23 protein-coding genes and 1 pseudogene are annotated in these 22,375 nt (G+C 38.4%); 19 read left to right on the top strand and 5 right to left on the bottom strand.

What is annotated here, in order from left to right; genetic code table 11:
• Nucleotides 1-184: 184 nt before the first annotated feature.
• Nucleotides 185-925 (bottom strand): amino acid ABC transporter ATP-binding protein, encoded by a 741-nt coding sequence (locus N596_RS02900; RefSeq protein WP_023026884.1) that lies wholly within the window; start codon nucleotides 923-925, stop codon nucleotides 185-187.
• Nucleotides 925-3,129, bottom strand: coding sequence for an ABC transporter substrate-binding protein/permease (locus N596_RS02895; RefSeq protein ID WP_023023404.1), 2,205 nt, complete (start codon nucleotides 3,127-3,129; stop codon nucleotides 925-927). Before N596_RS02895 ends, N596_RS02900 begins: the two co-directional genes overlap by 1 nt.
• 262 nt (nucleotides 3,130-3,391) lie before the next feature.
• Here N596_RS02895 and N596_RS02890 point away from each other — a divergent pair, with 262 nt between their 5' ends.
• Complete coding sequence (locus N596_RS02890) at nucleotides 3,392-4,339, top strand: CPBP family intramembrane glutamic endopeptidase (RefSeq protein ID WP_023023402.1); 948 nt, start codon at nucleotides 3,392-3,394, stop codon at nucleotides 4,337-4,339.
• A gap of 110 nt (nucleotides 4,340-4,449) precedes the next feature.
• Here the strand turns inward: N596_RS02890 and N596_RS02885 are convergent, their stop codons facing one another.
• The gene (locus N596_RS02885; protein WP_023026883.1) at nucleotides 4,450-5,523 is read right to left on the bottom strand and encodes a sensor histidine kinase; all 1,074 of its coding nucleotides are present in this window, start codon (nucleotides 5,521-5,523) and stop codon (nucleotides 4,450-4,452) included.
• On the bottom strand, nucleotides 5,508-6,179 hold the full coding sequence (locus N596_RS02880; RefSeq protein ID WP_023026882.1) for a response regulator transcription factor: 672 nt from the start codon (nucleotides 6,177-6,179) through the stop codon (nucleotides 5,508-5,510). The genes N596_RS02885 and N596_RS02880 overlap by 16 nt, the downstream gene beginning before the upstream one ends.
• A 158-nt stretch (nucleotides 6,180-6,337) precedes the next feature.
• On the opposite strand from N596_RS02880, the gene N596_RS02875 reads away from it, so the two are divergent.
• From N596_RS02875 to N596_RS02830, 9 genes are all read left to right on the top strand, one after another.
• Nucleotides 6,338-7,048: an ABC transporter ATP-binding protein gene (locus N596_RS02875; protein WP_023026881.1), complete on the top strand. Its 711-nt coding sequence runs from the start codon at nucleotides 6,338-6,340 to the stop codon at nucleotides 7,046-7,048.
• A 1-nt stretch (nucleotide 7,049) separates the two neighbouring features.
• Nucleotides 7,050-7,859, top strand: a complete 810-nt coding sequence (locus tag N596_RS02870; protein ID WP_023026880.1) for a hypothetical protein — start codon at nucleotides 7,050-7,052, stop codon at nucleotides 7,857-7,859.
• Nucleotides 7,843-8,532, top strand: coding sequence for a hypothetical protein (locus N596_RS02865; RefSeq protein WP_023026879.1), 690 nt, complete (start codon nucleotides 7,843-7,845; stop codon nucleotides 8,530-8,532). The genes N596_RS02870 and N596_RS02865 overlap by 17 nt, the downstream gene beginning before the upstream one ends.
• Before the next feature lie 298 nt (nucleotides 8,533-8,830).
• On the top strand, nucleotides 8,831-10,819 hold the full coding sequence (uvrB, locus tag N596_RS02860) for an excinuclease ABC subunit UvrB (protein ID WP_023026878.1): 1,989 nt from the start codon (nucleotides 8,831-8,833) through the stop codon (nucleotides 10,817-10,819).
• A 9-nt stretch (nucleotides 10,820-10,828) separates the two neighbouring features.
• A complete protein-coding gene (locus tag N596_RS02855; RefSeq protein WP_023026877.1) occupies nucleotides 10,829-11,392 on the top strand; it encodes a GNAT family N-acetyltransferase in 564 nt (187 codons plus the stop codon).
• Nucleotides 11,358-11,855 carry a GNAT family N-acetyltransferase gene (locus tag N596_RS02850; protein ID WP_023026876.1) on the top strand — a complete coding sequence of 166 codons (498 nt, stop codon included), beginning with the start codon at nucleotides 11,358-11,360 and terminating at the stop codon, nucleotides 11,853-11,855. The genes N596_RS02855 and N596_RS02850 overlap by 35 nt, the downstream gene beginning before the upstream one ends.
• Nucleotides 11,856-11,949: 94 nt before the next feature.
• On the top strand, nucleotides 11,950-12,576 hold the full coding sequence (locus N596_RS02845) for an NAD(P)H-dependent oxidoreductase (RefSeq protein WP_023026875.1): 627 nt from the start codon (nucleotides 11,950-11,952) through the stop codon (nucleotides 12,574-12,576).
• A gap of 98 nt (nucleotides 12,577-12,674) precedes the next feature.
• Nucleotides 12,675-13,028 carry a hypothetical protein gene (locus tag N596_RS02840; protein ID WP_023026874.1) on the top strand — a complete coding sequence of 118 codons (354 nt, stop codon included), beginning with the start codon at nucleotides 12,675-12,677 and terminating at the stop codon, nucleotides 13,026-13,028.
• Nucleotides 13,029-13,927: 899 nt separating this feature from the next.
• Entirely contained in the window at nucleotides 13,928-14,395 is a 468-nt protein-coding gene (locus N596_RS02830; protein ID WP_023023380.1) for an 8-oxo-dGTP diphosphatase, read from the top strand.
• A 93-nt stretch (nucleotides 14,396-14,488) separates the two neighbouring features.
• Here N596_RS02830 and N596_RS09955 read toward each other — a convergent pair.
• A pseudogene (locus N596_RS09955) lies at nucleotides 14,489-15,442 on the bottom strand (DDE-type integrase/transposase/recombinase).
• 197 nt (nucleotides 15,443-15,639) lie between these two features.
• Between N596_RS09955 and N596_RS02820 the strand changes: the two are divergent.
• The 9 genes from N596_RS02820 to N596_RS02780 all read left to right on the top strand — a co-directional run bounded on the left by N596_RS02820 (nucleotide 15,640) and on the right by N596_RS02780 (nucleotide 22,340).
• On the top strand, nucleotides 15,640-16,758 hold the full coding sequence (locus N596_RS02820; RefSeq protein WP_023023377.1) for an AAA family ATPase: 1,119 nt from the start codon (nucleotides 15,640-15,642) through the stop codon (nucleotides 16,756-16,758).
• Nucleotides 16,751-17,584, top strand: coding sequence for a hypothetical protein (locus N596_RS02815; RefSeq protein WP_023023375.1), 834 nt, complete (start codon nucleotides 16,751-16,753; stop codon nucleotides 17,582-17,584). The genes N596_RS02820 and N596_RS02815 overlap by 8 nt, the downstream gene beginning before the upstream one ends.
• Before the next feature lie 157 nt (nucleotides 17,585-17,741).
• On the top strand, nucleotides 17,742-18,182 hold the full coding sequence (locus tag N596_RS02810) for an 8-oxo-dGTP diphosphatase (protein ID WP_023023373.1): 441 nt from the start codon (nucleotides 17,742-17,744) through the stop codon (nucleotides 18,180-18,182).
• Between the two features lie 105 nt (nucleotides 18,183-18,287).
• Complete coding sequence (locus tag N596_RS02805; protein WP_006596274.1) at nucleotides 18,288-18,692, top strand: PaaI family thioesterase; 405 nt, start codon at nucleotides 18,288-18,290, stop codon at nucleotides 18,690-18,692.
• Nucleotides 18,667-19,419 carry an HAD family hydrolase gene (locus N596_RS02800; protein WP_023026872.1) on the top strand — a complete coding sequence of 251 codons (753 nt, stop codon included), beginning with the start codon at nucleotides 18,667-18,669 and terminating at the stop codon, nucleotides 19,417-19,419. The genes N596_RS02805 and N596_RS02800 overlap by 26 nt, the downstream gene beginning before the upstream one ends.
• Before the next feature lie 128 nt (nucleotides 19,420-19,547).
• Nucleotides 19,548-19,883, top strand: a complete 336-nt coding sequence (locus N596_RS02795) for a zinc ribbon domain-containing protein YjdM (protein ID WP_006597346.1) — start codon at nucleotides 19,548-19,550, stop codon at nucleotides 19,881-19,883.
• A 43-nt stretch (nucleotides 19,884-19,926) separates the two neighbouring features.
• On the top strand, nucleotides 19,927-20,568 hold the full coding sequence (locus N596_RS02790) for a Pr6Pr family membrane protein (protein ID WP_023026871.1): 642 nt from the start codon (nucleotides 19,927-19,929) through the stop codon (nucleotides 20,566-20,568).
• Nucleotides 20,569-20,807: 239 nt separating this feature from the next.
• Nucleotides 20,808-21,329 (top strand): bifunctional pyr operon transcriptional regulator/uracil phosphoribosyltransferase PyrR, encoded by a 522-nt coding sequence (gene pyrR, locus N596_RS02785; protein ID WP_006596278.1) that lies wholly within the window; start codon nucleotides 20,808-20,810, stop codon nucleotides 21,327-21,329.
• A gap of 93 nt (nucleotides 21,330-21,422) precedes the next feature.
• Complete coding sequence (locus N596_RS02780) at nucleotides 21,423-22,340, top strand: aspartate carbamoyltransferase catalytic subunit (protein WP_023023366.1); 918 nt, start codon at nucleotides 21,423-21,425, stop codon at nucleotides 22,338-22,340.
• Nucleotides 22,341-22,375 lie beyond the last annotated feature (35 nt).

The raw sequence follows: 22,375 nt of genomic DNA, 5'->3' as shown, positions 1-22,375 counted from the left end.
AGTTCCATGACTTAGTTTTGAGCCTAAGGTCTCAAAACTCCCGAGTTCTTGAAATGATCTCATTTCAAGAACTTTAATCACAGCGGAAAGTTTCGGATATCCGACATCATTATTAGTTTCTTCAGGAATACTGAAAGAAGCAATAATGAATTCAGACTATAGCCACATGGGACTTTGTATTTTTTTAAACGTTTAACACTTTATCCAGGAATTCTTTCAATCGTGGGTGTTGTGGGTTATCAAAGATTTGGTCTGGTTTACCGTCTTCGAGGAATTCCCCATCAGCTGTGAAGATCACGCGATTGGCCACTTGGCGAGCAAATCCCATCTCGTGGGTGACGATAATCATGGTCATGCCTTGCTTAGCCAAATCCTTCATAACGTTGAGTACATCTCCGACCATCTCGGGGTCAAGGGCAGAAGTTGGTTCGTCAAAGAGCATGACATCTGGCTTCATTGCCAAACCACGCGCAATGGCTACCCGCTGTTTCTGTCCACCGGAGAGGCTGTCAGGGGAAACATCGGCTTTGTCCGCAAGTCCAACCTTTTCTAAGAGTTCCATTGCTAGTTCTCTAGCTTCTTCACGACTCATCCGTTTGTGCTCCAAGGGAGCAAACATGATATTTTCGATGACGCTCATATGGGGGAAGAGGTTGAAGTGCTGGAAGACCATCCCGACATTTTCACGAACGATATCAATATTAGTTTTAGGATCAGTAAGGTCATAGCCGTTCACGGTAATTTGTCCCTTGGTTACTTCCTCAAGAAGATTGAGACTGCGTAGGAAGGTTGACTTACCAGAACCAGATGGACCGATAATACAAACAACATCTCCTTCGTAGAATTTTGTTGAGATGCCTTTTAGGACCTCATTTTCACCGTAATATTTATGGAGGTCATGGACATCAATTTTTAATTTAGCCATTAGTTAGCCCTCTTTTCTAATTGTTTTGCAAAGCGTGTCAATAAAGTAATGATGACGAGGTAAAAGACAGCAAGGATTGCGTACATCTTGAAACTTTGATAGTTTCGAGCAATGATAATCTTACCAGTCTGGAAGAGCTCGACCAAACCGATAGCTGACACGATCGTCGTATCTTTCAGTGCAATGACAAATTGGTTGACGAAGTTTGGAAGCATCAGTTTAGTTGCTTGAGGCAAGATAATCTTGCGCATGGTCTTGCTATAAGAAATCCCGAGGCTTCGACTAGCTTCCATCTGTCCAGCTGGTACGGCTTGAATCCCACCACGAACAATCTCGGCAATATAAGCAGCAGCATTGAGTGAGAGAGCAATCGTACCTGCAAGGAAGTCATTGATTGGGGATTGGTGGCCCGTCATGGACTCGATTAAATTAGGAATTCCCCAGAAGATGAAGGCGGCAAGAATCATCAGTGGGATACCACGGATGACATCGACGAAAATCTCAGCAGTCCAACGAAGCCATTTATAAGGACTGACACTGAACATCCCGAAGATGATCCCGATCACCATAGCAATCGCAAATGAAAGAAGGGCTAGTGCAATAGTGACACCTAATCCACTTAACAATTGTTTGTAGTTGTTTTGGAGCAAGCCCCAGATAGTTGTCTCATCTACTGAGGTAGATTCTGTGGTTGATTCGCTATCGCTTGAAAGGTACTTATCCAAGATCTTTTGGTATTCGCCACTTTCTTTTAAGTTGGCCAAGCCGTTGTTAAACATCTCAATTAATTCATGGTTGGAACCTTTTTGAACGGCAAAGGCAATTTGCCCACTTGGAGTTCCTTCGATAGGCGTTTTAAATTTACGTCCTTGTTTAATGGCGTATTTGATAACAGGTTCGTCATCCATGATGGCAGCTACAGAACCTGAGTTCAAGCTGTCGTACATAGAAGCACCATCTGAAAAGGTTTTGATTTTGTAGCCATACTTGCTCTTGTTTTCCTCGAGGAAAGTTTGAGAAGCAGTACCATTTTTGACACCAACTGTTTTTCCTTTTAGATCTTCGTAGGAAGAAATTTTACTACTTTCTTGAACTGCTAGGATTGAATTCGTTGTGTAGTATGGATCTGAGAAGTCAAAAGTCGCCTTACGCGCATCAGTAACAGTCATCCCGGCAATCATTCCATCGGCATTACCATTCTGGACATCACTGACAGCAGCATCAAAACCTGGATTGCTAATTTCTAGTGTAAATCCTTGGTCTTTGGCAATGGCCTTAATCAATTCCATATCAATCCCAGTGTATTTACTTTGATCATTTTGGAAGACGAAGGGAGCAAAAGAGGAATCACTAGAAATTTTATACGTTTTCTTCTTAGGAGTCGCCTTTTGTCCTGCTTCAGTGCTCGTTTCTGGAACAACAGTAGTGCTAGCGGTAGTTGTTGCTGTAGATGATGATTGGCTGCTACCAGTCCATTTTTCAATAATTTGATCTAGCGTACCATCTTTCTTCATTTGGGCAAGAGCAGTATTGAACTGTTTGATGAGTTTTTCGTGAGAACCACCTTTTTTGACCCCAAAGGCAAAGCTTCCGACAGCTTCTCCTTCCATATTAATAGAAAGGTCTTGTCCTTGCTTAATAGCATATTCGATAACAGGTTGGTCATCCATAATAGCATCCACTGCACCGGTTGATAAACTGTTATTCATCAAATCACTGGTATCGAAGGTCTTGATAGTATATCCGTACTTGTCCTTGTTCTTTTGAAGGAAACGTTGGGCAGCAGTTCCATTTTTGACTCCAACCGTTTTTCCTTTGAGCTGGTCATAGGAAGTGATCTTGTTAGCTTTCTTAGTTGCGATCACGACTTTTGTATCATAGTAGGTATCGGACATAGTAAAGACTTGTTCACGTTCTTTGGTCTTGGTCATCCCTGCCATAATGGCATCGGCTTGCCCGGATTGGACCATGTTGACGGCCGCGTCAAAGCCTGGGAAAGACTTTTCTAAGGTCCAACCGTTGATTTCAGCGACCTTATCCAAGATTTCAACGTCAATTCCTTTATAAACTTGGTCTGAGTCCTTGAATTCGAAGGGCGCATATGCCGTATCGAAAACGACTTTAACCGTTTCTGCCTGTGCTTGACTCGCAAAGGCGAATAGTGGAAATAAGAAAAGCAAATAGGCTAATAGTTTTTTCTTCATTTCGTTCTCCTTTATATCTAATCCATTGTCTGATGAAGAGTAATGGAAGGGATACCCTCAGAGGGTTTAAAAAAATAAAGAATTCATACTGAAAACGAGTATGAATTTCATCATTTATTTTTTACAAGAACCATTATATCATAAATCAACCTTGAAAACAAGAAATTTCACCAATTCATGTTAGATTACCTAACATGAATGGATGTTGCAGGTTTGGGTTTTCTTTGTTACAATGGACCTATTAGATAAATGGAGGTTACTAATGAAGAAAGGAAAGATTATTCAGGATATAAAAACTAACACGTCGTTGCCAGTGCTCATTTCTACACTGTTCTATGTCTTTTTAACCTTCCTCTTTGTTGAAGGGGGACTATGGCTCGGTAGTGAATTAGTGGGACCATTTTCTTTGGTCATAGAGTTTTTAACAGAGCTTTTTTCACCAGGAAATGGAGGCGCAAGTGTTCAAGAGTTTTTCTACCATTATTTTCTTTATTATGAGCTCTTCAGTTTTGTATTCATTCTCATCCTCTTTATTATTTGGGTGAAGTTCATTGAGAAGAATCCCTTATCGACTTTAGGTTTTGTTAAAAAGAGCTGGCTTAAATATCTTGCCTGGGGGATTTTGCTTTCCCTTCTGCAAATGGGAGTGATTGCTCTTGTCTACCAGGTAGGTGGAATCGGGTCTTTTGAGCTAAATGAATTAAGTTTAGAACCCATCCTCTTTATTCTAGGGTTATTCCCATTTTGGCTCCTGCAAGGTGGGACTGAAGAAGTAGCGACGCGAGGCTGGCTCCTAACTCGGATTGCTGCAAGAGCTAATCTTCCTTTAGCCATCGCGATTTCTAGTAGTCTCTTTGGTATTCTTCATCTGGGAAATTCAGGAGTGACTTTCTTATCCGTCCTGAATATTGTCCTTGATGGGGTGCTAGCTGGTCTGCTTCTTATCTACACCGATAGCATTTGGCTAGTGGTGGCTCAGCACGGGACTTGGAACTATGTACAAGGAAATCTCCTTGGCTTTCAAGTCAGTGGGACGGGAGCAGATGCTTCTATCTTTAGCTTTACCATGGGATCAGGCCCCGACTGGCTGACCGGAGGAGCATTTGGTGCAGAAGGGTCAATCATCACAACTCTGGTTCTTCTATTATCCGTCGTGATTGTTTACCGCTTAGGGGAAAGAAATGAAAGAGTTGTTGATGAAGAAGTGTGAAATGGCTGATAGGAAATGATGATGAAAACGAAGACAGGCAAAAGTGCCTGTCTTTTTTATCAATTATAAATGAAGGAAAGCCGAACACATATTGATGAGTTCGGCTTATTCTATATAATGGGAATAATTAACTTGACTTGTGCACCATGATTAATATTTTCTAAATGCATCGTTCCATTATGAAGTTTCATGACGCGTTTCACGAAAGATAAACCAAGTCCATAGTGACTTTCTTGAGAAGGTGTTCTTGCTTGGTCATCTTTATAGAAAAGATTTCCAGCATGTTCTAATATATTTTTTGAAAAACTAGATTGGTTATTCCATATAGTTAGAACTAATTGACTATTTTCTTGTGAAATTGTTAGGTGAATTTGTGCATCATTTTCTTTTTGATGTTGTACAGCATTAGTAATAATATTTGTAATTGCTCGGAAGAATAGATTGGAATGAATTGCAATTTGTGTTGATGGGGTTACTGTATTTGAAAAAACAAAACGTGTATTTCTGGGGAGTAAAGGAGTGATATGTTCCTTCAATTGATGAGTTACTTGTTTAATTGATATATTTTTAAGTTGAATATCATGGTCGTAAAAGGTTTTTGAGTATTGGATGAAGTGGTTAAAATAATCGTTTAATTGAATACTTGCTTGCTCAAGATCTTTTAAACATTCCATTGCTTGAGGTGTTTGCTCGGTGGATTGTAAGAATTCAGCATTTCCTCTGATGACAGTTAGAGGGCTACGAAGATCATGTGCGGCGGTAGATACTTGAAACATGAGTTCTTTTTTTTGATCTTTTTCATTTTGAATTCTATCTTTTATATCAGATTGCATTTTTTCGATCAGATCATTTGTTTCAATAAATTCTTTAATTTGTAAAGGCGGATGATCATTTTTGTTGAAATATAGACTGCTATGATAAACCATGTTCATTTCTTTTTGAATCTTGGTTAATAATTGTCTAATATTGATTACAATGATAACAATTAAAATGATGCAAAGATAAATCCAAGAACTGACGCTAAAAAATAAAGCAAAGCGATTGGCATTTTTCTCATTAATTCCAGATACAGAAGATAGAAGAGCTGGAACTATGTAAAAAAGTATAAGGCATAGAAGAAATTGCCAAATGATTGTAAGGTAGGTACGCTTAATGAGCTGCTTGATTGTCAATTCTTTTGCCATTTGTATCCTCCTCCCCATACTGTTTTGATTGGATCGATTTGATGAATTTTAAATTTTTGTCTAATTTGATAGATGTATTCGGTGATTGACCGTAGTTGAGCATCAGAGCTTACAGGATAAAGGTAATTGTAAAGTTCTTCTATGCTAAATACTCTGTTTTCATTTTTGGCTAAAAGATAAAGTAAATCAAACTCTCGCTTAGTTAGCGATATTCTCTTTGATTGATAATAAACTTCTTGACAATCTCGATAAAAAGTAATATCTGCATTCATTTCTTCTTTAGAGGAATCGTGAGATCTTTCTTCTCTACGAAGATGCATTTGAATTCTTGCAATCAATTCTTTAATGCTGAATGGTTTTGTGATGTAATCATCGGCTCCGGCTTGTATTCCTTTTAGTAAATCTTCTTCAAAATCTTTAGCGGTGAGAAATAGGATTGGAGTAGTAATTTGAGAACGAATGGAACGACAAATTTCTAAACCAGAAATAGGCATCATGACGTCAAGTAAAATTAGATCGAATCCAGTAAAGTCACAGATATTAATCTCCTCTATATTCTTACGAGTTTCGACATCAAAGTTGTTCACTTTTAATGTATTTGCTATTAATCGTAAGATTTTTTCATCATCGTCAATGGCTAAAATTTTATACTTCATAGTTCCTCCAATTATATGAGCATATTATAGCAAATATAGAATGCAATTTGTTGAAAATGAAAAAAATAATTATTCTGAGAATTTCCTGATTTTCTCCTGTTATACTGGCTCCAAGTGAAGGTGAAATTTCACTAAAAGTCAGAAAGGAAATATAATGAATGATAACAATTCAAAATCTACATAAGGAATATAATAACAAAATTGTCCTTCAAAACGTGTCTTTCAAAGCTAAGAAAGGTGAGATTACTGGATTGATTGGACCGAATGGATCTGGAAAATCAACTTTAATTAGAATTTTACTTGGTTTAGAAAATAGTCAAATGGGGATGGCGTTGATCGATGGCAAAAAATACTCTCAATTGGGAGATAATCCTTTTGGTATTGTTGGATCATTCCTCGACAGTTGCCAACCTTACCCAACAAGAACAGGATTCCAGCATCTTCGGTGGATTGGATTAGCATGTGGCGTTGATAGAAATAGGTGCAAGGAATGCTTAGAGTTGGTGGGGTTAAGTGAAGCTAAACATAAAAAAGTAAAAGACTATTCATTAGGAATGAAGCAACGTCTTGGTTTAGCAACAGCCTTATTAGCAAATCCTGATATCTTAATTTTAGATGAACCAATCAATGGACTAGATCCAGAGGGTATACGCTGGGTACGCAATTTTTTACAATCTTTTGTCAATGAAGGTAAAACTGTCTTAATGACAAGTCATTATATGAGTGAGTTAGAATTAACTGTAGATCATTTGGTTGGTATTTCTAATGGAAAAATTGTTCTTGATGCTCCTACAAAAGATATTTTGAAACAGTTTGGATCTTTTGAGGAAGCATATTTTAAAGCGCTCGAAGGGAAAGAGGGTGAATAATATGTTAAAGCGTTCCTTTTTTAGTGATCTCTATAAATATAGTAGTTTACCTACTTTTAAATTCACTTCTCTTCTTATTTTGGGAGTCAGCATATTTTTTACAATTCAAAATATCCAGGTGATAAATGCCTTAGTAGAAGGAAATGGCCAAGCAGTTAACCTTGATCCGTCTATGTTATCGTCGAATCCAGTCTATACAGTCAGGGATGCCCTCTTATCCTCACCGTACCAAGCAAGTGTTATTTTTTTACCAATCTTGGTTTCCCTTGTCTATTCAACCCATTACCAATTTGGTGATGATAATTTTACTCAGTTATTGATTCCTAACTGGAAAGTTGGTCTTACTGGTTTTATTGCTAGTTCGATTGTCCTATCGTTACTTTCCACTTTAATCTTATCTATAGTAAATGCTGTTCTTTTACTCATTTTTCTAGATTCAACTTTAAAGAACTATTTAGAATTTACAATGTTTTTAGATGTCACGATAAGAGTTATGATATTTGCGATTGTTCTCACTTTATTAGCTATATTTTTAATAAGACTAACAAAAAAATCAATGTCTTCATTAATTGCAATCGTTTTATTATTAGTCATCACTTTGTCAGGTATTTTAAGAGGAATTTCCTCGAAATTAGAGAATCTATTGCCTTTGATTGGAGCAAAATCATTTGCTTTTGGCAGAATTGAAGGGACTCAAACGAGTCAATTGTATGGATTTACTCTTTTAGTGGTTGAAGGGATCTTGTTCTTGGTATTAATAATTGTTGTAGAAAAGATTCGAATGGGGAGGAAGAATGGCAAGTCTATTTAGAAGTCTTATCGTCAAAAAATATAGTTTAAAACCCGTAAAGTACCAGATAGCCATACAGTCTCTTTTAATAGGTTTTGTGTGTCTATTGAGTGTGTTACCAGTTGCAATTAATGGTGCAATTGTAGAATTATCTTTAAAGCAAGCTCTTGTTTTTGCATCAATGCTTTCTGTTGGTATTGGATGTGTTAATGCATTTGTTGAGTTACAATCACACGAAACAAAACTAGTTTATTTGGTAAGCGGAAAAAGGATCTTAAGTTCAATTAGGATCCTGTTCATAGAGTTATTTGATGTATTACTACAATCAACCTTATATTACATTGTACTGCTTATATGGTTTCATTTTTTTAGGAGCGAAAATGGTGTCAGTTTAGAAATTTTCTGTTTCTTTTTGATTGGCTCCATCCAATACTTTTTGATTTCTTACTTTTTAAGTTATTTTTTCAAAAGTCCAATGGGAAGTTTAGCTATTTTGTTGCTATTTCCTATTTTGGTACAACCATTCATAGAAAGAGTAATGGAACCATTGACTAGTTACCTATTTTATAATATTGTTGCGGACACAATACTAGGGAGAGCTTCCTATTTGCAACTCTGTACTTACGTTATTGGACTGGTATGTTCACTTGGAGTAACTCTCTACCTCTTGGTAAGGAATCAAGAAGTTAAGTAGAAAAGTGATACCGAAAAAATGTTACTGATGTGTAAGCCTTAATCATTTGTAAGTCATTGATAATGCAGTTTATTACATATTGCATTGTTTTATAATAAAAGACAAGACTTTCGAAGAATTTTCGAGAGTCTTATTTAGTTTTCATACTAATACATGTCCAATTTATCATATTTTAAATTAAGCATGTACTGAATTAATGGATTATGTTGTTACGTCTTGTATCTCTCTGTCATTTCCCATCTCAGAGAATTCTGGTGATTTATGGTAAAATAAAGTCTATATATGTGAGGACAAAGAGATGATTAACCGAATTACAGACAACAAATTTAAACTGGTCTCCAAATATCAACCGTCTGGGGATCAACCGCAAGCCATCGAGCAGTTGGTGGATAATATCGAGGGGGGCGAGAAAGCCCAAATCCTGATGGGGGCAACTGGTACGGGAAAGACCTATACCATGAGTCAGGTCATTGCCCAGGTTAATAAGCCGACCCTGGTTATCGCCCACAATAAAACCTTGGCGGGCCAGCTCTATGGGGAGTTCAAGGAATTTTTCCCTGAAAATGCGGTCGAGTATTTCGTCTCTTACTACGATTACTACCAGCCAGAAGCCTATGTGCCATCGAGCGATACCTACATCGAAAAAGATAGCTCGGTCAACGATGAGATTGACAAGCTTCGTCACTCAGCAACCTCCGCTCTTTTAGAACGTAATGACGTCATTGTCGTCGCATCTGTTTCCTGTATCTATGGTCTGGGTTCGCCTAAGGAATACGCGGATAGCGTGGTCAGTCTGCGTCCAGGTCTGGAGATTTCTCGTGATAAATTGCTCAACGACTTGGTGGATATCCAGTTTGAGCGTAACGACATCGACTTTCAACGGGGGAAATTCCGTGTCCGTGGGGATGTAGTAGAGATTTTCCCTGCCTCTCGGGATGAGCATGCCTTTCGGGTTGAGTTTTTCGGGGATGAGATTGACCGCATCCGTGAGGTTGAAGCTCTGACTGGTCAAGTCCTTGGTGAAGTGGACCACTTGGCGATTTTCCCAGCCACTCACTTTGTGACCAATGACGATCATATGGAAGTGGCCATTGCCAAGATTCAGGCTGAATTAGAAGAGCAGTTAAAGGTTTTTGAAAAAGAAGGCAAGCTCTTGGAAGCTCAACGGCTGAAGCAACGCACCGAGTACGACATTGAAATGTTGCGAGAGATGGGCTACACCAATGGGGTGGAAAACTATTCTCGTCACATGGATGGACGGAGCGAAGGAGAACCACCGTACACCCTTCTGGACTTCTTCCCAGAAGATTTTCTCATTATGATTGATGAAAGTCACATGACCATGGGACAAATCAAGGGCATGTACAATGGAGACCGCTCGCGCAAGGAGATGTTGGTCAACTATGGCTTCCGTTTGCCATCGGCCTTGGACAACCGTCCTCTCCGTCGGGAAGAGTTTGAAAGCCATGTCCACCAGATCGTTTATGTATCTGCGACGCCAGGCGACTATGAGATGTCACAAACGGACACTGTGATTGAGCAGATCATTCGTCCGACCGGCCTTCTGGATCCAGAGGTGGAAGTGCGTCCTACCATGGGGCAAATGGATGATCTCTTAGGTGAGATCAATGCGCGTGTGGAACGTGGAGAGCGGACCTTTGTCACGACCTTGACCAAGAAGATGGCAGAAGATTTGACGGACTACTTCAAGGAAATGGGCGTCAAGGTCAAATACATGCACTCGGACATTAAGACCTTGGAGCGGACAGAAATCATCCGTGATTTGCGTCTGGGAGTCTTTGATGTCTTGGTCGGAATCAACCTCCTTCGTGAAGGGATTGACGTACCGGAAGTCAGCTTAGTTGCTATTCTCGATGCTGACAAGGAAGGTTTCCTCCGTAATGAGCGTGGGCTGATCCAGACCATTGGTCGTGCTGCCCGTAATAGTGAAGGACACGTTATTATGTATGCGGACACCATGACCCAATCCATGCAAAAAGCTATCGATGAAACGGCTCGTCGTCGGCAGATTCAGATGTCCTATAATGAAGAGCATGGCATCGTCCCACAAACCATTAAGAAAGAAATCCGTGACCTGATTGCTGTAACTAAGGCAGTTGCTAAGGAAGAGGACAAGGAAGTTGACATCAATAGCCTCAATAAACAAGAACGCAAAGAATTGGTCAAGAAACTAGAGAAACAAATGCAAGAAGCCGTCGAAGTGCTTGACTTCGAGTTGGCAGCTCAAATCCGTGATATGATGTTGGAAGTCAAGGCCTTGGATTGAGGGATAAATATGATCTATTTAAGAAAACTAATAGAAGAAGATTTGGTGTCTTTGTGGGAAATTGCTTATTCACAATCTAATCCAATTTGGAAGCAGTATGACGCTCACTATTATGACGATTATCAGTATTTTCCTAATTTTCAAGAATTTAAACTAAAAAAATCAGAATCCACTCTAAACAACTCAAATCGACTTGGTATTTTTGTTGATGATAAACTAGTTGGGACTGTTTCCCGCTACTGGGTATGTAAAGAAACAAGATGGATGGAATTGGGAATTTGTATTTATGATAACAAGTTTTGGAACTCTGGAATTGGAAAAACTGCTATGCTACAGTGGATAGATCGGACATTTCAGGATTACTTGGAGTTGGAGCATCTTGGTTTAACAACTTGGTCAGGAAATTTTGGTATGATGAAATTGGCTGAAAAATTAAGAATGAAAAAAGAAGCTTATATTCCAAAAGTTCGTTATTATCAAGGTGTTTATTATGATAGTATTAAATACGGTATTTTGAGAGAAGAATGGGAGGAAACAAATGGTCATCACTATCAAAGTAATGGAAACTCCTGAAGAGATAGAAGGCAAGTCCCTCGTTCATTGGCAAACGTGGAGAGAGGCTTATGACGACCTTTTGCCTGCAGAATTTCAGGAGACAATGACATTAGATAGATGTCGTTTCTTTAGTCAAAACTATCCAGAAAATACCTTGATTGCGATGGATGGAAAGAAGGTAGTTGGTTTTATCAGTTATGGAAACTTTCGTGATGAGGCTGTTCAAGCTGGTGAAATTATTGCCTTATATGTTTTAAAAGACTATTACGGAAAAGGTATTGCTCAGAAATTAATGACGGAAGTTCTGAGTGCTCTTGATCATTTCTCTGAAATTTATTTATGGGTATTAAAAGAGAATAAGCGAGCCATTGCTTTCTATCAAAAAATGGGTTTTACTTTTGATGGCCAAGAAAAAATACTTGAACTTGGAAAACCTGTTAAGGAATTGCGGATGATGTGTTCTTCAAATAAAAATTCCTAAAGGACGTATCTATCAATCTTTGAGCCATTATCAATTAATCAAGTATAAAGAGTGAAAGAGATAGAACGAAAAAAAGAGTTGGAGGAGAATACGAATGAAAATATTAGTCATCCATGGGCACCCTGATAAGGAAAGTTACTGCCAAGCGATTTTTCAGACAATTGTAAGCAATTTGGATACAAGCCGTCATGAGATTATAACTATTAATCTTAATGAAGAGGATTTTGATCCTGTTTTACGTTATGGTTACCGAAAACGGATGGAGGAAGATCCTTTTATCCTTCGTTCCCAAGAATTGATCCAGTGGGCGGATCACCTGATCTTTGTTTATCCCATCTGGTGGAGTAGTATGCCCAGTCTCCTGAAAGGTTGGATTGATCGGGTCTTTACACCGGGGATTGCCTACTCGGCCAATGATCAGGGCAGCTTTGTCTGGAATTACCTCAGAGGCAAACAATTTAAGAAGTTGCTCAAAGGGAAAACAGCCAGTATTTATGCGACTTCCATGGCCCCTACTTGGTGGTACAAGATTTTTTCAGGCCCTCTCAACATTCCTGATAGTTACGGCATTTCTGTCTTGAAAAATGCTGTCTTGAACCATTGTGGGATTAAAACCAAGCGTGTCTGTATTTTAGGGGAAGTTGGACGGGATGTGAATACAGCTAGCGTCCGTGAACAGCATCTCCAAAAGGTAGCAGTAGAAGTGAAGAAACTCTGTTGAAAAGTCAGTTTCTTCTTATAAGTTAGTGTCTTTAGTTGTGTTTTGAATAGGATTTGGTTAAACTATCAATATAATATAAAAAATAGGGATGATCCAATATGTTGCTATTTATCTATATAATCTATGTCATTTCTTCAATTTCAAAAATGAAAAGAGAAGGTCAAAGGGTTTCTATTTTTACTTATTTGATTGTTTACGGCCTATTGATTCTCTCTTTGTTTATGTTCTATTTCAGATTTTTGGCATTTTTATTTAGCCCTTTACCATTTTTCGGCTTTCTAGCGGATCTGGCTATTGGCGGTATGATGCTATCGCTTAAAATGGTTATTGCTCTTGCTTTGCTTTTGTTATCTCTTAGCCTATACTTAGATAGCAAAAAAAGTGATCCGGATGCGCCTCTCGTTGATCATTGGATACGATTGGGTGTTCATATTCTATTGATCATTATTTAAGGCAAGAACTCCACTTTCAAGCCTGAATGTGGATTTTTTGTCCCTTGAGATTTGCAACCCACCAGAAATGGAAGTAAAAAATCTCAAATGAAGGTATCCATTCAATGCACATTGACCTAGTTATGGATTCGCTTTATAATAGGATTAGTTATAGCATTTCTCTATAAGGAGTCTTCTCTATGCTTAAGCAGTTAAATGGTTTTAAAAAGTTTTATTTATTCTCTTTAGTTTTTTTCGTCATTGAATTACTATTAGTAGTTTTTGGTCTATCCTTTATTCCGATTCTCTGCAGTTTATGGTTTGACTCTCTGGTCTTCGTATTATTTTGCCATTTTTGGACCAACTTTTATAAAAAGAGAGGAACGGAATCGAGTCATGTTTTCTCATTGATTTTTAGTTTTATTTTGCTTTTGTTTTTTGGGTTCATGTTAAACATGTCAATATCTATGTCACCTAATACAATAATCCCACCAATTTATCACAACGCAAGAATGGAAGGGAACTACGTGATTATTGATCACGGCTCTTACGAACATGGCATTGGCTTATGGAGTGTCTATAGAACTATGTATCATAAGCTAGTTAATCCTTTCATCATGGAGTTGTAATGCCTTTCGCTATGAATCTGGTACTAGAGTATTTGGGAAAAGTAGAAATGAAGACGGTATTTTATTCTCATTTCTTATTTTCAACTATCTTATTTGCATGTACAAGTTCCGGTTAATACAGTTAATGGCAACCAATAGAGAGTATTTTTTAAACTTTCGCTGTTGTTTTCCCTTAAGGGACAGTAGCATGCCGAAAAATCAAAGCAAAGGTATAAAGGAGTTTCAATCCCTTTATTATGAAAAAAGATAAGATAGAGACAGATTAAAAATATAATGAGAAGAAAGGTTTCTATGTCACGCGCAACATCTACCATTCTAACAAATCTATGTCTGATTGAAGACTGTACATCGAATAAGGTGGTCCTCCAATACCGGTCACCTGAAAAAAATCACTGGTCCGGCTATGCTTTTCCAGGAGGCCACATTGAAGAAGGTGAGAGTCTGGTTGAGTCTGTCATCCGAGAGATTAAAGAAGAAACCGGCCTAACGATCTCCAATCCCCAGCTAGCAGCTGTGAAAAACTGGCAGTTGGAGGATGGAACTCGCTATATTGTCTTTTGCTACAAAGCAACAGAATTCACCGGCCAGCTAAGATCGTCTGAAGAAGGAGAAGTTTCTTGGGTTGAGAAGGACCAATTAGAAAAGTTGGACTTATCCTACGACATGCTTCCTCTGCTGGAAGTGATGGAAGACCCAGACCTATCCGAGTACTACTATCGCAAACGGACAGACGATGGTTGGGATAAATTTCGCTATTAAGGAGTTGGGTTCCACCAGCTCTTTTCTTTGTACCTTTGTCAATGATGTGGGACCATAAATGTTATTTTGAAGATAACTATTTGGTGAACTTTACTAGGAGCTAGCTCCTAGTAAAGATTTTCTGTTATCGATAGGAGATTTCCATCCTAAAGTTTGCATAGGGAGTTGTTTGGAGCGATAAAGATATGTTTTCATCTGCTTGATGAGATCGTCATAAGAGAAGAAAGTAAGGTGTTGGTAGAAACGTCGATTGTCATTTCTATGACTGCGTTCAACCTTGCCATTATGCCTTGGTGTTCGAGGACGAATCAGCTTGTGTTCAATGCCAAGTTCTTGACAAAGTAGATCAAGTGGGTGAACTTGTTTAGTCTCTTTGAAATGAGTGAACTCGAAGCAATTATCTGTTTGAATGATTTTTGGTTTATAGCCAAAGTGTTTGATAGCCATTTTGAGAAATTGAATCGTTGAGTGGGACGATTGCTCTTTGAAAGGGAAGATAAAACGTTCTCGGCTGGCCTCATCAATGACAGTATACTGGTAGAACTTGTCAGGTAGTTTACCTGTGTAGCAGTGAGTCGGTACGTATTTGACATCCATCTGCCACTTGATACCGAGTTTAGTCGGAGTGTCATATGGTTTCGGTACATAAGGCTTCTGCTTTGTTTTAGAGGATTTGAAGAAGTCCAGTTTTCTCAAGATTCTAAAGAGTGAGCAAGGATGCCTATTGTATCCCTTATTGTTTTTTGAGCTTGTAGAAGATTTCGATGAGAGTTGCCGTTGGATTTCTTTTGATGCAGTTTTTAATCCAGGTTATCTCTTGCTTGGTATGAGCTTTTGGATGCGGTGTTAGAGGGCGATGAGAGCGGTCTTTCAGAGATTCTTTGTGCCGTCGAATCGGTTGTTCCAGCGCATGAGAGAGGCTTTTGAGACCTTGTAGCGTTGTCAGATGAAGGCGACAGAGGCACCATTTCGGTAGGTTTTAACAGCGTGGTACCGTGTCTCTAGAGTATGTGGTAGATAGCGAAGATTTTGTGATATACTAGTCATGAGAAGATTCCTTTTTGGTGAGTGGTGGTACTCTTATCATATCAGGGAATCTTCTTTTTGACTTCTAGAAGTCTCACATCTATTGTAACGCTACAATTCCAATTTTAATATATTGGGTTCATGTCTTGCACTTAATGAAAATTTATCGTATAATCAAATTATCCGTAATTTTTTTACGGTAAAAAGGAGGTGCTGAAATGTTACAAAAATTTACAGTAAAAGGCTTTAAAAATTTTGAAACAAAAATTGAATTTGACTTAAAATCTGGAAATTATTCGTTTAATAACAGCGTAGTAAAAAATAATATACTTAGAACTGCAGTAATATATGGAGATAACGCCTCAGGAAAATCTAATCTAGGTTTAGCTATTATGGACATTATAACCCATCTTACTGATAATGAAAAAAATAGTGATGATTATAAAAAGCATTTTTTAAATTTAGAAACTATGCCTAAGTTTGCTGAATTTGAATATACATTTAATTTTAGTAATCACATTGTTAAATATAATTACTCTAAGCGTAGCTATGATGAAATTGTTTGTGAAGAACTATTTATAGATGATGAATTAATTATTCAGTATAATAAAGAGAGACAGTTTAGGACTATAAATTTAAAAAATGGCAGGGAAATTAACTTTGATAAATTAAGAAACGACCAATCTCTAGTAAAACTTGCTTATGTTTATTCAACAGGAGCAGATAACATTGAGGGAACTAAGGATGACATTTTTAACAGATTTATTAAGTTTGTTGAATCGATGTTATCTTTCGACTCAATATATGGTAATCATTATCAGGGATATACGACAGGTAATGGCGGTATAGCTTCGACAATTATTGAAAAAAATAAAGTAAAAGATTATCAAGAATTTCTGTCTGATTTGGATATTAAATATGACTTATTTGAAAAAGAAATTGATGATACAAAATATATTTTTGTAAAATTTCCTTCTGGGAAAGAGGCTAATTTCTTTAGCATTATGTCAAAGGGAACAGTTGCCTTATCATTATTTTATATGTGGTATATGCAAATGGAAGATGGTATTCATTTTATGTTTATTGATGAATTTGATTCTTATTTTCATCATGATGTGTCCAGAAAATTGATACAAAAACTCAAAGAATCTACCAGTCAAATTATTTTAACAACACATAATACTGCAAATATGTCTAACTCTATTTTAAGACCGGATTGTTATTTTACTATTTCTAATAACAAAATTGCTAACATTGCGGATCGTTCTGGTCGTGAAATTCGTCAAGCACAAAATATTGAAAAAATGTATCGCGCAGGAAGTTTTGATAATGAGTAATATATTATTTATTGTTGAGGGAGCTAAAGATGAACCGAAATATATAGAACAATTTATTCAATATCACAAAGAGGTTATGGAAAAAAATGGAAATCATGTTTCTCCAATTATTGTTCAGAGCTATGGTACATTAATTTATGATTTATATAGAAAAATTTCTAGTTATAAAATGGACGATGAATTTGAAACAATTCCTGTCCTACTAGAACTATTAAAATCTAAGTCTATAGCATATGATGCTGAGTTAGATGATTATGAAAAGTTCTCGGACATTTTTCTTTTTTTTGACCTAGATGCACATTACTATTGTAAGCGTAAAGATCGAAATGAAATTCTTTGTGAGAGTATGAATGATTTATTGTCTTTCTTTAACGAATCAACGGAAAAAGGGAAATTGCTAATCAGTTATCCTATGTTTGAAGCTTTAAAATGTTTTAATGATGATTTTATAAATGAGAGTAATGTAACACTCCATTCGTTTAATATTTATGAGGTTGAGAAAAAAGGTAGCAGTACAACATTCAAGCAAAAATATAAGTGTATATCTTCAGATTGTTATAATAATCCAGATTACTCTAATGAGAAAATTGAAAAATTGGTTCAGTATTTTATATATGGTTCAATGCATTTGGTTGAAAATGAAGCTAATATTACCAATTCTGAGAGTATATTTATAAATCAATTTGAAAAATTTATCAAACCAAATGAACAAGTAGTTATTTTATCTTCTTTCCCACATTTTATAGTTGATATTTTTGGAATAGAAAAATACGTTGACGATATGAAGCGAAAAGTTTACCTAAAAGACATTTCGGAGCATCCTTAGAGCCTTTTAGTTTGTTGTAATTGGCAATCAATCTTTCAGAATATTATTAATAATACATTAATTCGTTGGACCGTGCTAAGTAATTATTTTTGTATCCTTACTTAAGGAAATTGTAAATTAAGGAATATACATAATGATTACTTAAACAGCCACCATATTGACCAATATCTGTATTATTGAAGAGCCTGCGAATAGAGTTGTCCTTCAATACCGCTCACCTGAAAAGACTCACTGGGCTGGCTATGCCTTTCCTGGAGGACATATTGAAGAAGGTGAAAGCCTTGCAGAATCAGTCATTCGTGAAGTTTACGAAGAGACAGGTCTTACGATTGCAGCTCCCAAACTCGTCGCAGTCAAAGACTGGGAGCCAGATGAGGGAGGTCGCTATATCGTCTTTTGCTACAAAGCGACAGAATATACTGGCCAGCTAAGATCGTCTGAAGAAGGAGAAGTTTCTTGGGTTGAGAAGGACCAATTAGAAAAGTTGGACTTATCCTACGACATGTTTCCTCTGCTGGAGGTCATGGAAGACCCAGACTTGTCCGAGTACTATTATCGCAAACGGACAGACGATGGCTGGGAAAAATGTCGCTATTAAGGAGTTGGCTTCCACCAGCTCTTTTCTTATTCTTGTAAGAAGTGGAAAAAAGTAGTATGATGAAAGGGTTTAGGAATACCTTATATAGGGGGAAGAAGGCTTAACATGAAAGATTTTCACTTCGATGCAATTGCTGCATTTGAAAATTATGAGATCGAAACCATGAGAGATGGTCATGTCGTTGTGACTACTAAGGTGGTCGAATCGTCTCTCAATTATTATGGAAATGCGCACGGCGGCTATCTCTTTACCCTGTGTGATCAGATCAGTGGTTTGGTCGTGATTTCTCAGGGGGTAGATGGGGTAACCTTGCAGTCTTCTATCAATTACTTGAAAGCCGGACGTCTAGGAGATGTCTTGACCATCCACGGGGAATGTGTCCACAGTGGGCGGACGACTCGAGTAGTGGATGTCGATATCACCAATCAGGAGGGTGCCAATGTCTGTAAGGCCACCTTTACTATGTTTGTAACGGGAGAAAGAGATGAATCAGCAAAAGTACGCATTTAAAAACTATATTTTCGATTTTTATGGAACCTTGGTTGACATCGAAACAGATGAGGGCAATCCAAGTTTATGGGATACCATGGCCCAAATCTACCAATCCTATGGGGCTCATTATACAGGAGAAAGCCTGCAAGTCCGTTATAAGGAGTTGGTGCGGCAAGCTGAGGAAAGTATCGCGAAAGAAAAACATGTGACCTATCCTGAGGTTGATTTGACAGTGATCTTTGTTCAACTCTATCTAGAGAGTCATCCAACTGGAGCAAGTGTCCATCATCTCAGAGAGTGGGGACGCTTGATAGCACGGACCTTTCGTGTCCTCTCACGAAAACGCTTGGAGCTTTACCCACACACGAAAGAAGTCTTAGAAGATATGAAGGTTGCAGGTTGTCGGCTCTACCTCTTATCTAATGCACAAGCGGACTTTACCAACCCAGAGATTGATTTGCTCGGCTTGAGAGAGATTTTCCATGATATTTATCTGTCGTCAGATGCTGGGATTCGCAAACCTCAGTTCGAATTTCTCGTGAAAGTGATCAAAGAACACCAGTTGAATTCTGATAAAACGGTCATGGTAGGGAATGACTTCACTACAGATGTAGCTGTAGCGAAAAGTATTGGTATGCAAAGTATCTTGATCAATACCTTCCCGTACTCTGAAGAAGAACTACGAGATAGGAGTCAAGCAGGAGTACGCGTGATTCGAGGCATTCAAGAATTGCAAGAAGATTAAAGGTTATCATCGATTCTAGGATGCCGAGTTGCCTCCTCTTTTATATAAACTGTTAGAGTTGAGCAGAATTTGTCAAAACGTCCCTTTCATGGTATACTATGGGAGTTAATTTTGCTAAGGAGATTGAAATGAATAACTTACCAAACTGTCCAAAATGTCATTCAGAATATGTCTATGAAGATGGAGCCCTCTTGGTCTGTCCAGAATGTGCTTATGAATGGAACCCAGCTGAAGTCGTTGAAGAAGATGGTGTCGTTGCGATTGATGCCAATGGAAACAAATTGGCTGATGGGGATACCGTCACCTTAATCAAAGACTTGAAAGTCAAGGGTGCACCAAAAGATTTGAAACAAGGAACGCGCGTGAAAAACATTCGCATTGTTGAAGGCGACCACAACATCGATTGTAAGATTGATGGCTTTGGCGCAATGAAACTCAAATCAGAATTTGTGAAGAAGATCTAAAAATAAGAAGAAGGGCCTGGCCCTTTTCTTTCAGGAGAATACTATGAAATTCAAACTATTGTTTAGCTATCGTTTTCTATTGTTTATCTTGAGTGTCATTGGTGTTTATCTGCAACTCACCAAGCATGGTGGCTTTGGGATGATGCTCTATTACACTATTTTATCCAACATGTTGGTCATGGTCTTCATGGGTGACATGGTTTGGCGCATGCTTCGTGGTCGTTCGACCCAAACCCAGGGCTATCTTCGCTTGAAGGGTGGGGTCACCATGTCTATCATGATCACCTGTGTCATCTATCACTTTATGCTAGCACCCATCGCGACACCTGAGAAGTTTTACCGCTTGGAAAACTTCCTCTGTCACTACATTGTTCCCTTGATGTTCTTTTTTGATACTCTGGTGATTGATAAACCAAAACAGTATCGGAAGTTAGATCCGTTGGCTTGGACTGTGCTTCCCGTTCTTTATATGCTTTTTGCTCTTCTCAACGGTTTGCTTCTTAAATGGCCAGTACCTGGCGCGAAAGACAGTCCTTTCCCTTATTTCTTTATCAATGTCAATCGTTTCGGCTGGCTCTATGTCGTTAAGATGGCGACGATCATTTTTGTCGCTTATTTAGTCGCTGGTTGTGGTTTGTTTGCCTTGAAGAAAATTGGTAAAAAGGAACGGACCATCATTGAATAGAAGGATTGTGACCATAAATCCGAACATTACTAGAAAAAAATAATTTTTTTCTTGCATCCCTCTATAAACTGTGATATAGTATGGATAATTAAATAGTCCTTTAATCCTGTCCCGTGAGGCAGGCAAGGAGTCTGATCAAAATAAGGGGTAGACTGGATGCGTTCTAGATACTATCTCTTAGCATTTTTCTGAAGCCTCCTTGCAAAGGGAGGCTTTTTTCTATCAATTAGGAGGAAAAGATGAAGATCAAAGAAGTCGTTGATGATTTAACGATGAAGCGGGCGATTACTCGCATCACCTATGAAATCATCGAACGGAATAAGGATCTGAGCCAAATTGTTTTGGTAGGGATCAAAACTCGTGGCGTATTCATTGCCAATCGCATCAAAGAACGGTTAGCACAGCTAGAACAAATAGAAGTTCCAGTCTGTGAATTGGATACCAAGCCTTTCCGTGATGATATCAAAGTAACAGAAGATTCAACCGTTTTACCAGTAGATATTACTGGCAAAGATGTCATCTTGATTGATGATGTCCTTTATACAGGTCGGACTATTCGAGCAGCCATCGATAATCTTGTCAGTCGCGGACGCCCATCGCGTGTCAGCCTGGCTGTCCTAGTGGATCGTGGTCATAGAGAATTGCCGATCCGACCAGATTATGTTGGAAAGAACATTCCAACAAGTCGATCAGAGGAAATCATTGTCGAAATGACGGAGCTAGATGGTCAAGATCGCATCTTGATCGAGGTGAGTGAATAAGGTAGTTTTCAAATCGTCGCTATATACAGGAGCGACTGAGGGAGCTTCCTGTATCGTTTTCACATATGCATATCTTTGGAATGGAGTTACAACATGTCTACAAATCAAATCGCACTTAAAAACCTTGTCTCAATGGAAGCTTTATCAAACGAAGAAGTTATGGCCTTGATTAAGCGTGGGATTGAGTTTAAAAATGGAGCAAAAGCTCATTATGACGAGCAACATATCGTGGCTAACCTCTTCTTTGAGTCGTCAACACGTACGCACAAAGCATTTGAAGTGGCTGAGTTGAAATTAGGTTGTGATCTCCTTGACTTTGATGTGAAAACGAGCTCTGTAAACAAGGGTGAAACTCTCTACGATACAATTTTGACCATGTCAGCTCTCGGAGTTGATATCTGCGTCATCCGTCACCCAGAAGTAGACTACTACAAGGAATTGATTGAAAGCCCAACCATCACAGCCTCTATTGTCAACGGGGGCGATGGATCTGGTCAACACCCAAGCCAAAGTTTACTAGACTTGATGACCATCTACCAAGAGTTTGGTCACTTTGACGGTTTGAAGGTTTGTATCGCTGGTGACTTGGATCACTCACGGGTTGCAAAATCCAATATGCAAATCTTAAAACGCTTGGGGGCAACCCTTTACTTCGCTGGTCCAGACGAATGGAGAAGTGAAGAATTTGAAGAGTATGGAACCTTTGTCACCATCGATGAAGTGATTGAAGAGGTTGATGTGATGATGTTCCTCCGTGTTCAACACGAGCGTCATGACTATGAGTCTCTCTTCTCAAAAGAAAACTACCATCGTTTGCATGGGTTGACACAAGAACGCTATGATCGTATGAAAGACACAGCCATCTTGATGCACCCAGCTCCAGTAAACCGTGATGTGGAAATTGCCGACCACTTGGTAGAAGCACCTAAATCACGCATTGTGGAGCAAATGACCAACGGTGTCTTCGTCCGCATGGCTATCATCGAAGCAGTATTAGCTGGACGTAAATAATAGATTAGAAAAAGAAAGGAGAAGTGAGAGGGTCT

Source organism: Streptococcus ilei (assembly GCF_000479335.1).
In the GTDB taxonomy this organism is placed as follows: Bacteria; Bacillota; Bacilli; order Lactobacillales; family Streptococcaceae; genus Streptococcus; species Streptococcus ilei.
Note: the sequence above shows the minus strand (reverse complement) of the source record. Positions and strands in the feature narration are given on the sequence as shown.

Excerpts from the sequence above, each read along its gene's own strand:
- N596_RS02900 (WP_023026884.1), bottom strand. The coding sequence starts at position 925 with ATGGCTAAATTAAAAATTGATGTCCATGACCTCCATAAATATTACGGT.
- N596_RS02895 (WP_023023404.1), bottom strand. The coding sequence starts at position 3,129 with ATGAAGAAAAAACTATTAGCCTATTTGCTTTTCTTATTTCCACTATTC.
- N596_RS02890 (WP_023023402.1), top strand. The coding sequence starts at position 3,392 with ATGAAGAAAGGAAAGATTATTCAGGATATAAAAACTAACACGTCGTTG.
- N596_RS02885 (WP_023026883.1), bottom strand. The coding sequence starts at position 5,523 with ATGGCAAAAGAATTGACAATCAAGCAGCTCATTAAGCGTACCTACCTT.
- N596_RS02880 (WP_023026882.1), bottom strand. The coding sequence starts at position 6,179 with ATGAAGTATAAAATTTTAGCCATTGACGATGATGAAAAAATCTTACGA.
- N596_RS02875 (WP_023026881.1), top strand. The coding sequence starts at position 6,338 with ATGATAACAATTCAAAATCTACATAAGGAATATAATAACAAAATTGTC.
- N596_RS02870 (WP_023026880.1), top strand. The coding sequence starts at position 7,050 with ATGTTAAAGCGTTCCTTTTTTAGTGATCTCTATAAATATAGTAGTTTA.
- N596_RS02865 (WP_023026879.1), top strand. The coding sequence starts at position 7,843 with ATGGCAAGTCTATTTAGAAGTCTTATCGTCAAAAAATATAGTTTAAAA.
- uvrB (WP_023026878.1), top strand. The coding sequence starts at position 8,831 with ATGATTAACCGAATTACAGACAACAAATTTAAACTGGTCTCCAAATAT.
- N596_RS02855 (WP_023026877.1), top strand. The coding sequence starts at position 10,829 with ATGATCTATTTAAGAAAACTAATAGAAGAAGATTTGGTGTCTTTGTGG.
- N596_RS02850 (WP_023026876.1), top strand. The coding sequence starts at position 11,358 with ATGGTCATCACTATCAAAGTAATGGAAACTCCTGAAGAGATAGAAGGC.
- N596_RS02845 (WP_023026875.1), top strand. The coding sequence starts at position 11,950 with ATGAAAATATTAGTCATCCATGGGCACCCTGATAAGGAAAGTTACTGC.
- N596_RS02840 (WP_023026874.1), top strand. The coding sequence starts at position 12,675 with ATGTTGCTATTTATCTATATAATCTATGTCATTTCTTCAATTTCAAAA.
- N596_RS02830 (WP_023023380.1), top strand. The coding sequence starts at position 13,928 with ATGTCACGCGCAACATCTACCATTCTAACAAATCTATGTCTGATTGAA.
- N596_RS02820 (WP_023023377.1), top strand. The coding sequence starts at position 15,640 with ATGTTACAAAAATTTACAGTAAAAGGCTTTAAAAATTTTGAAACAAAA.
- N596_RS02815 (WP_023023375.1), top strand. The coding sequence starts at position 16,751 with ATGAGTAATATATTATTTATTGTTGAGGGAGCTAAAGATGAACCGAAA.
- N596_RS02805 (WP_006596274.1), top strand. The coding sequence starts at position 18,288 with ATGAAAGATTTTCACTTCGATGCAATTGCTGCATTTGAAAATTATGAG.
- N596_RS02800 (WP_023026872.1), top strand. The coding sequence starts at position 18,667 with ATGAATCAGCAAAAGTACGCATTTAAAAACTATATTTTCGATTTTTAT.
- N596_RS02795 (WP_006597346.1), top strand. The coding sequence starts at position 19,548 with ATGAATAACTTACCAAACTGTCCAAAATGTCATTCAGAATATGTCTAT.
- N596_RS02790 (WP_023026871.1), top strand. The coding sequence starts at position 19,927 with ATGAAATTCAAACTATTGTTTAGCTATCGTTTTCTATTGTTTATCTTG.
- pyrR (WP_006596278.1), top strand. The coding sequence starts at position 20,808 with ATGAAGATCAAAGAAGTCGTTGATGATTTAACGATGAAGCGGGCGATT.
- N596_RS02780 (WP_023023366.1), top strand. The coding sequence starts at position 21,423 with ATGTCTACAAATCAAATCGCACTTAAAAACCTTGTCTCAATGGAAGCT.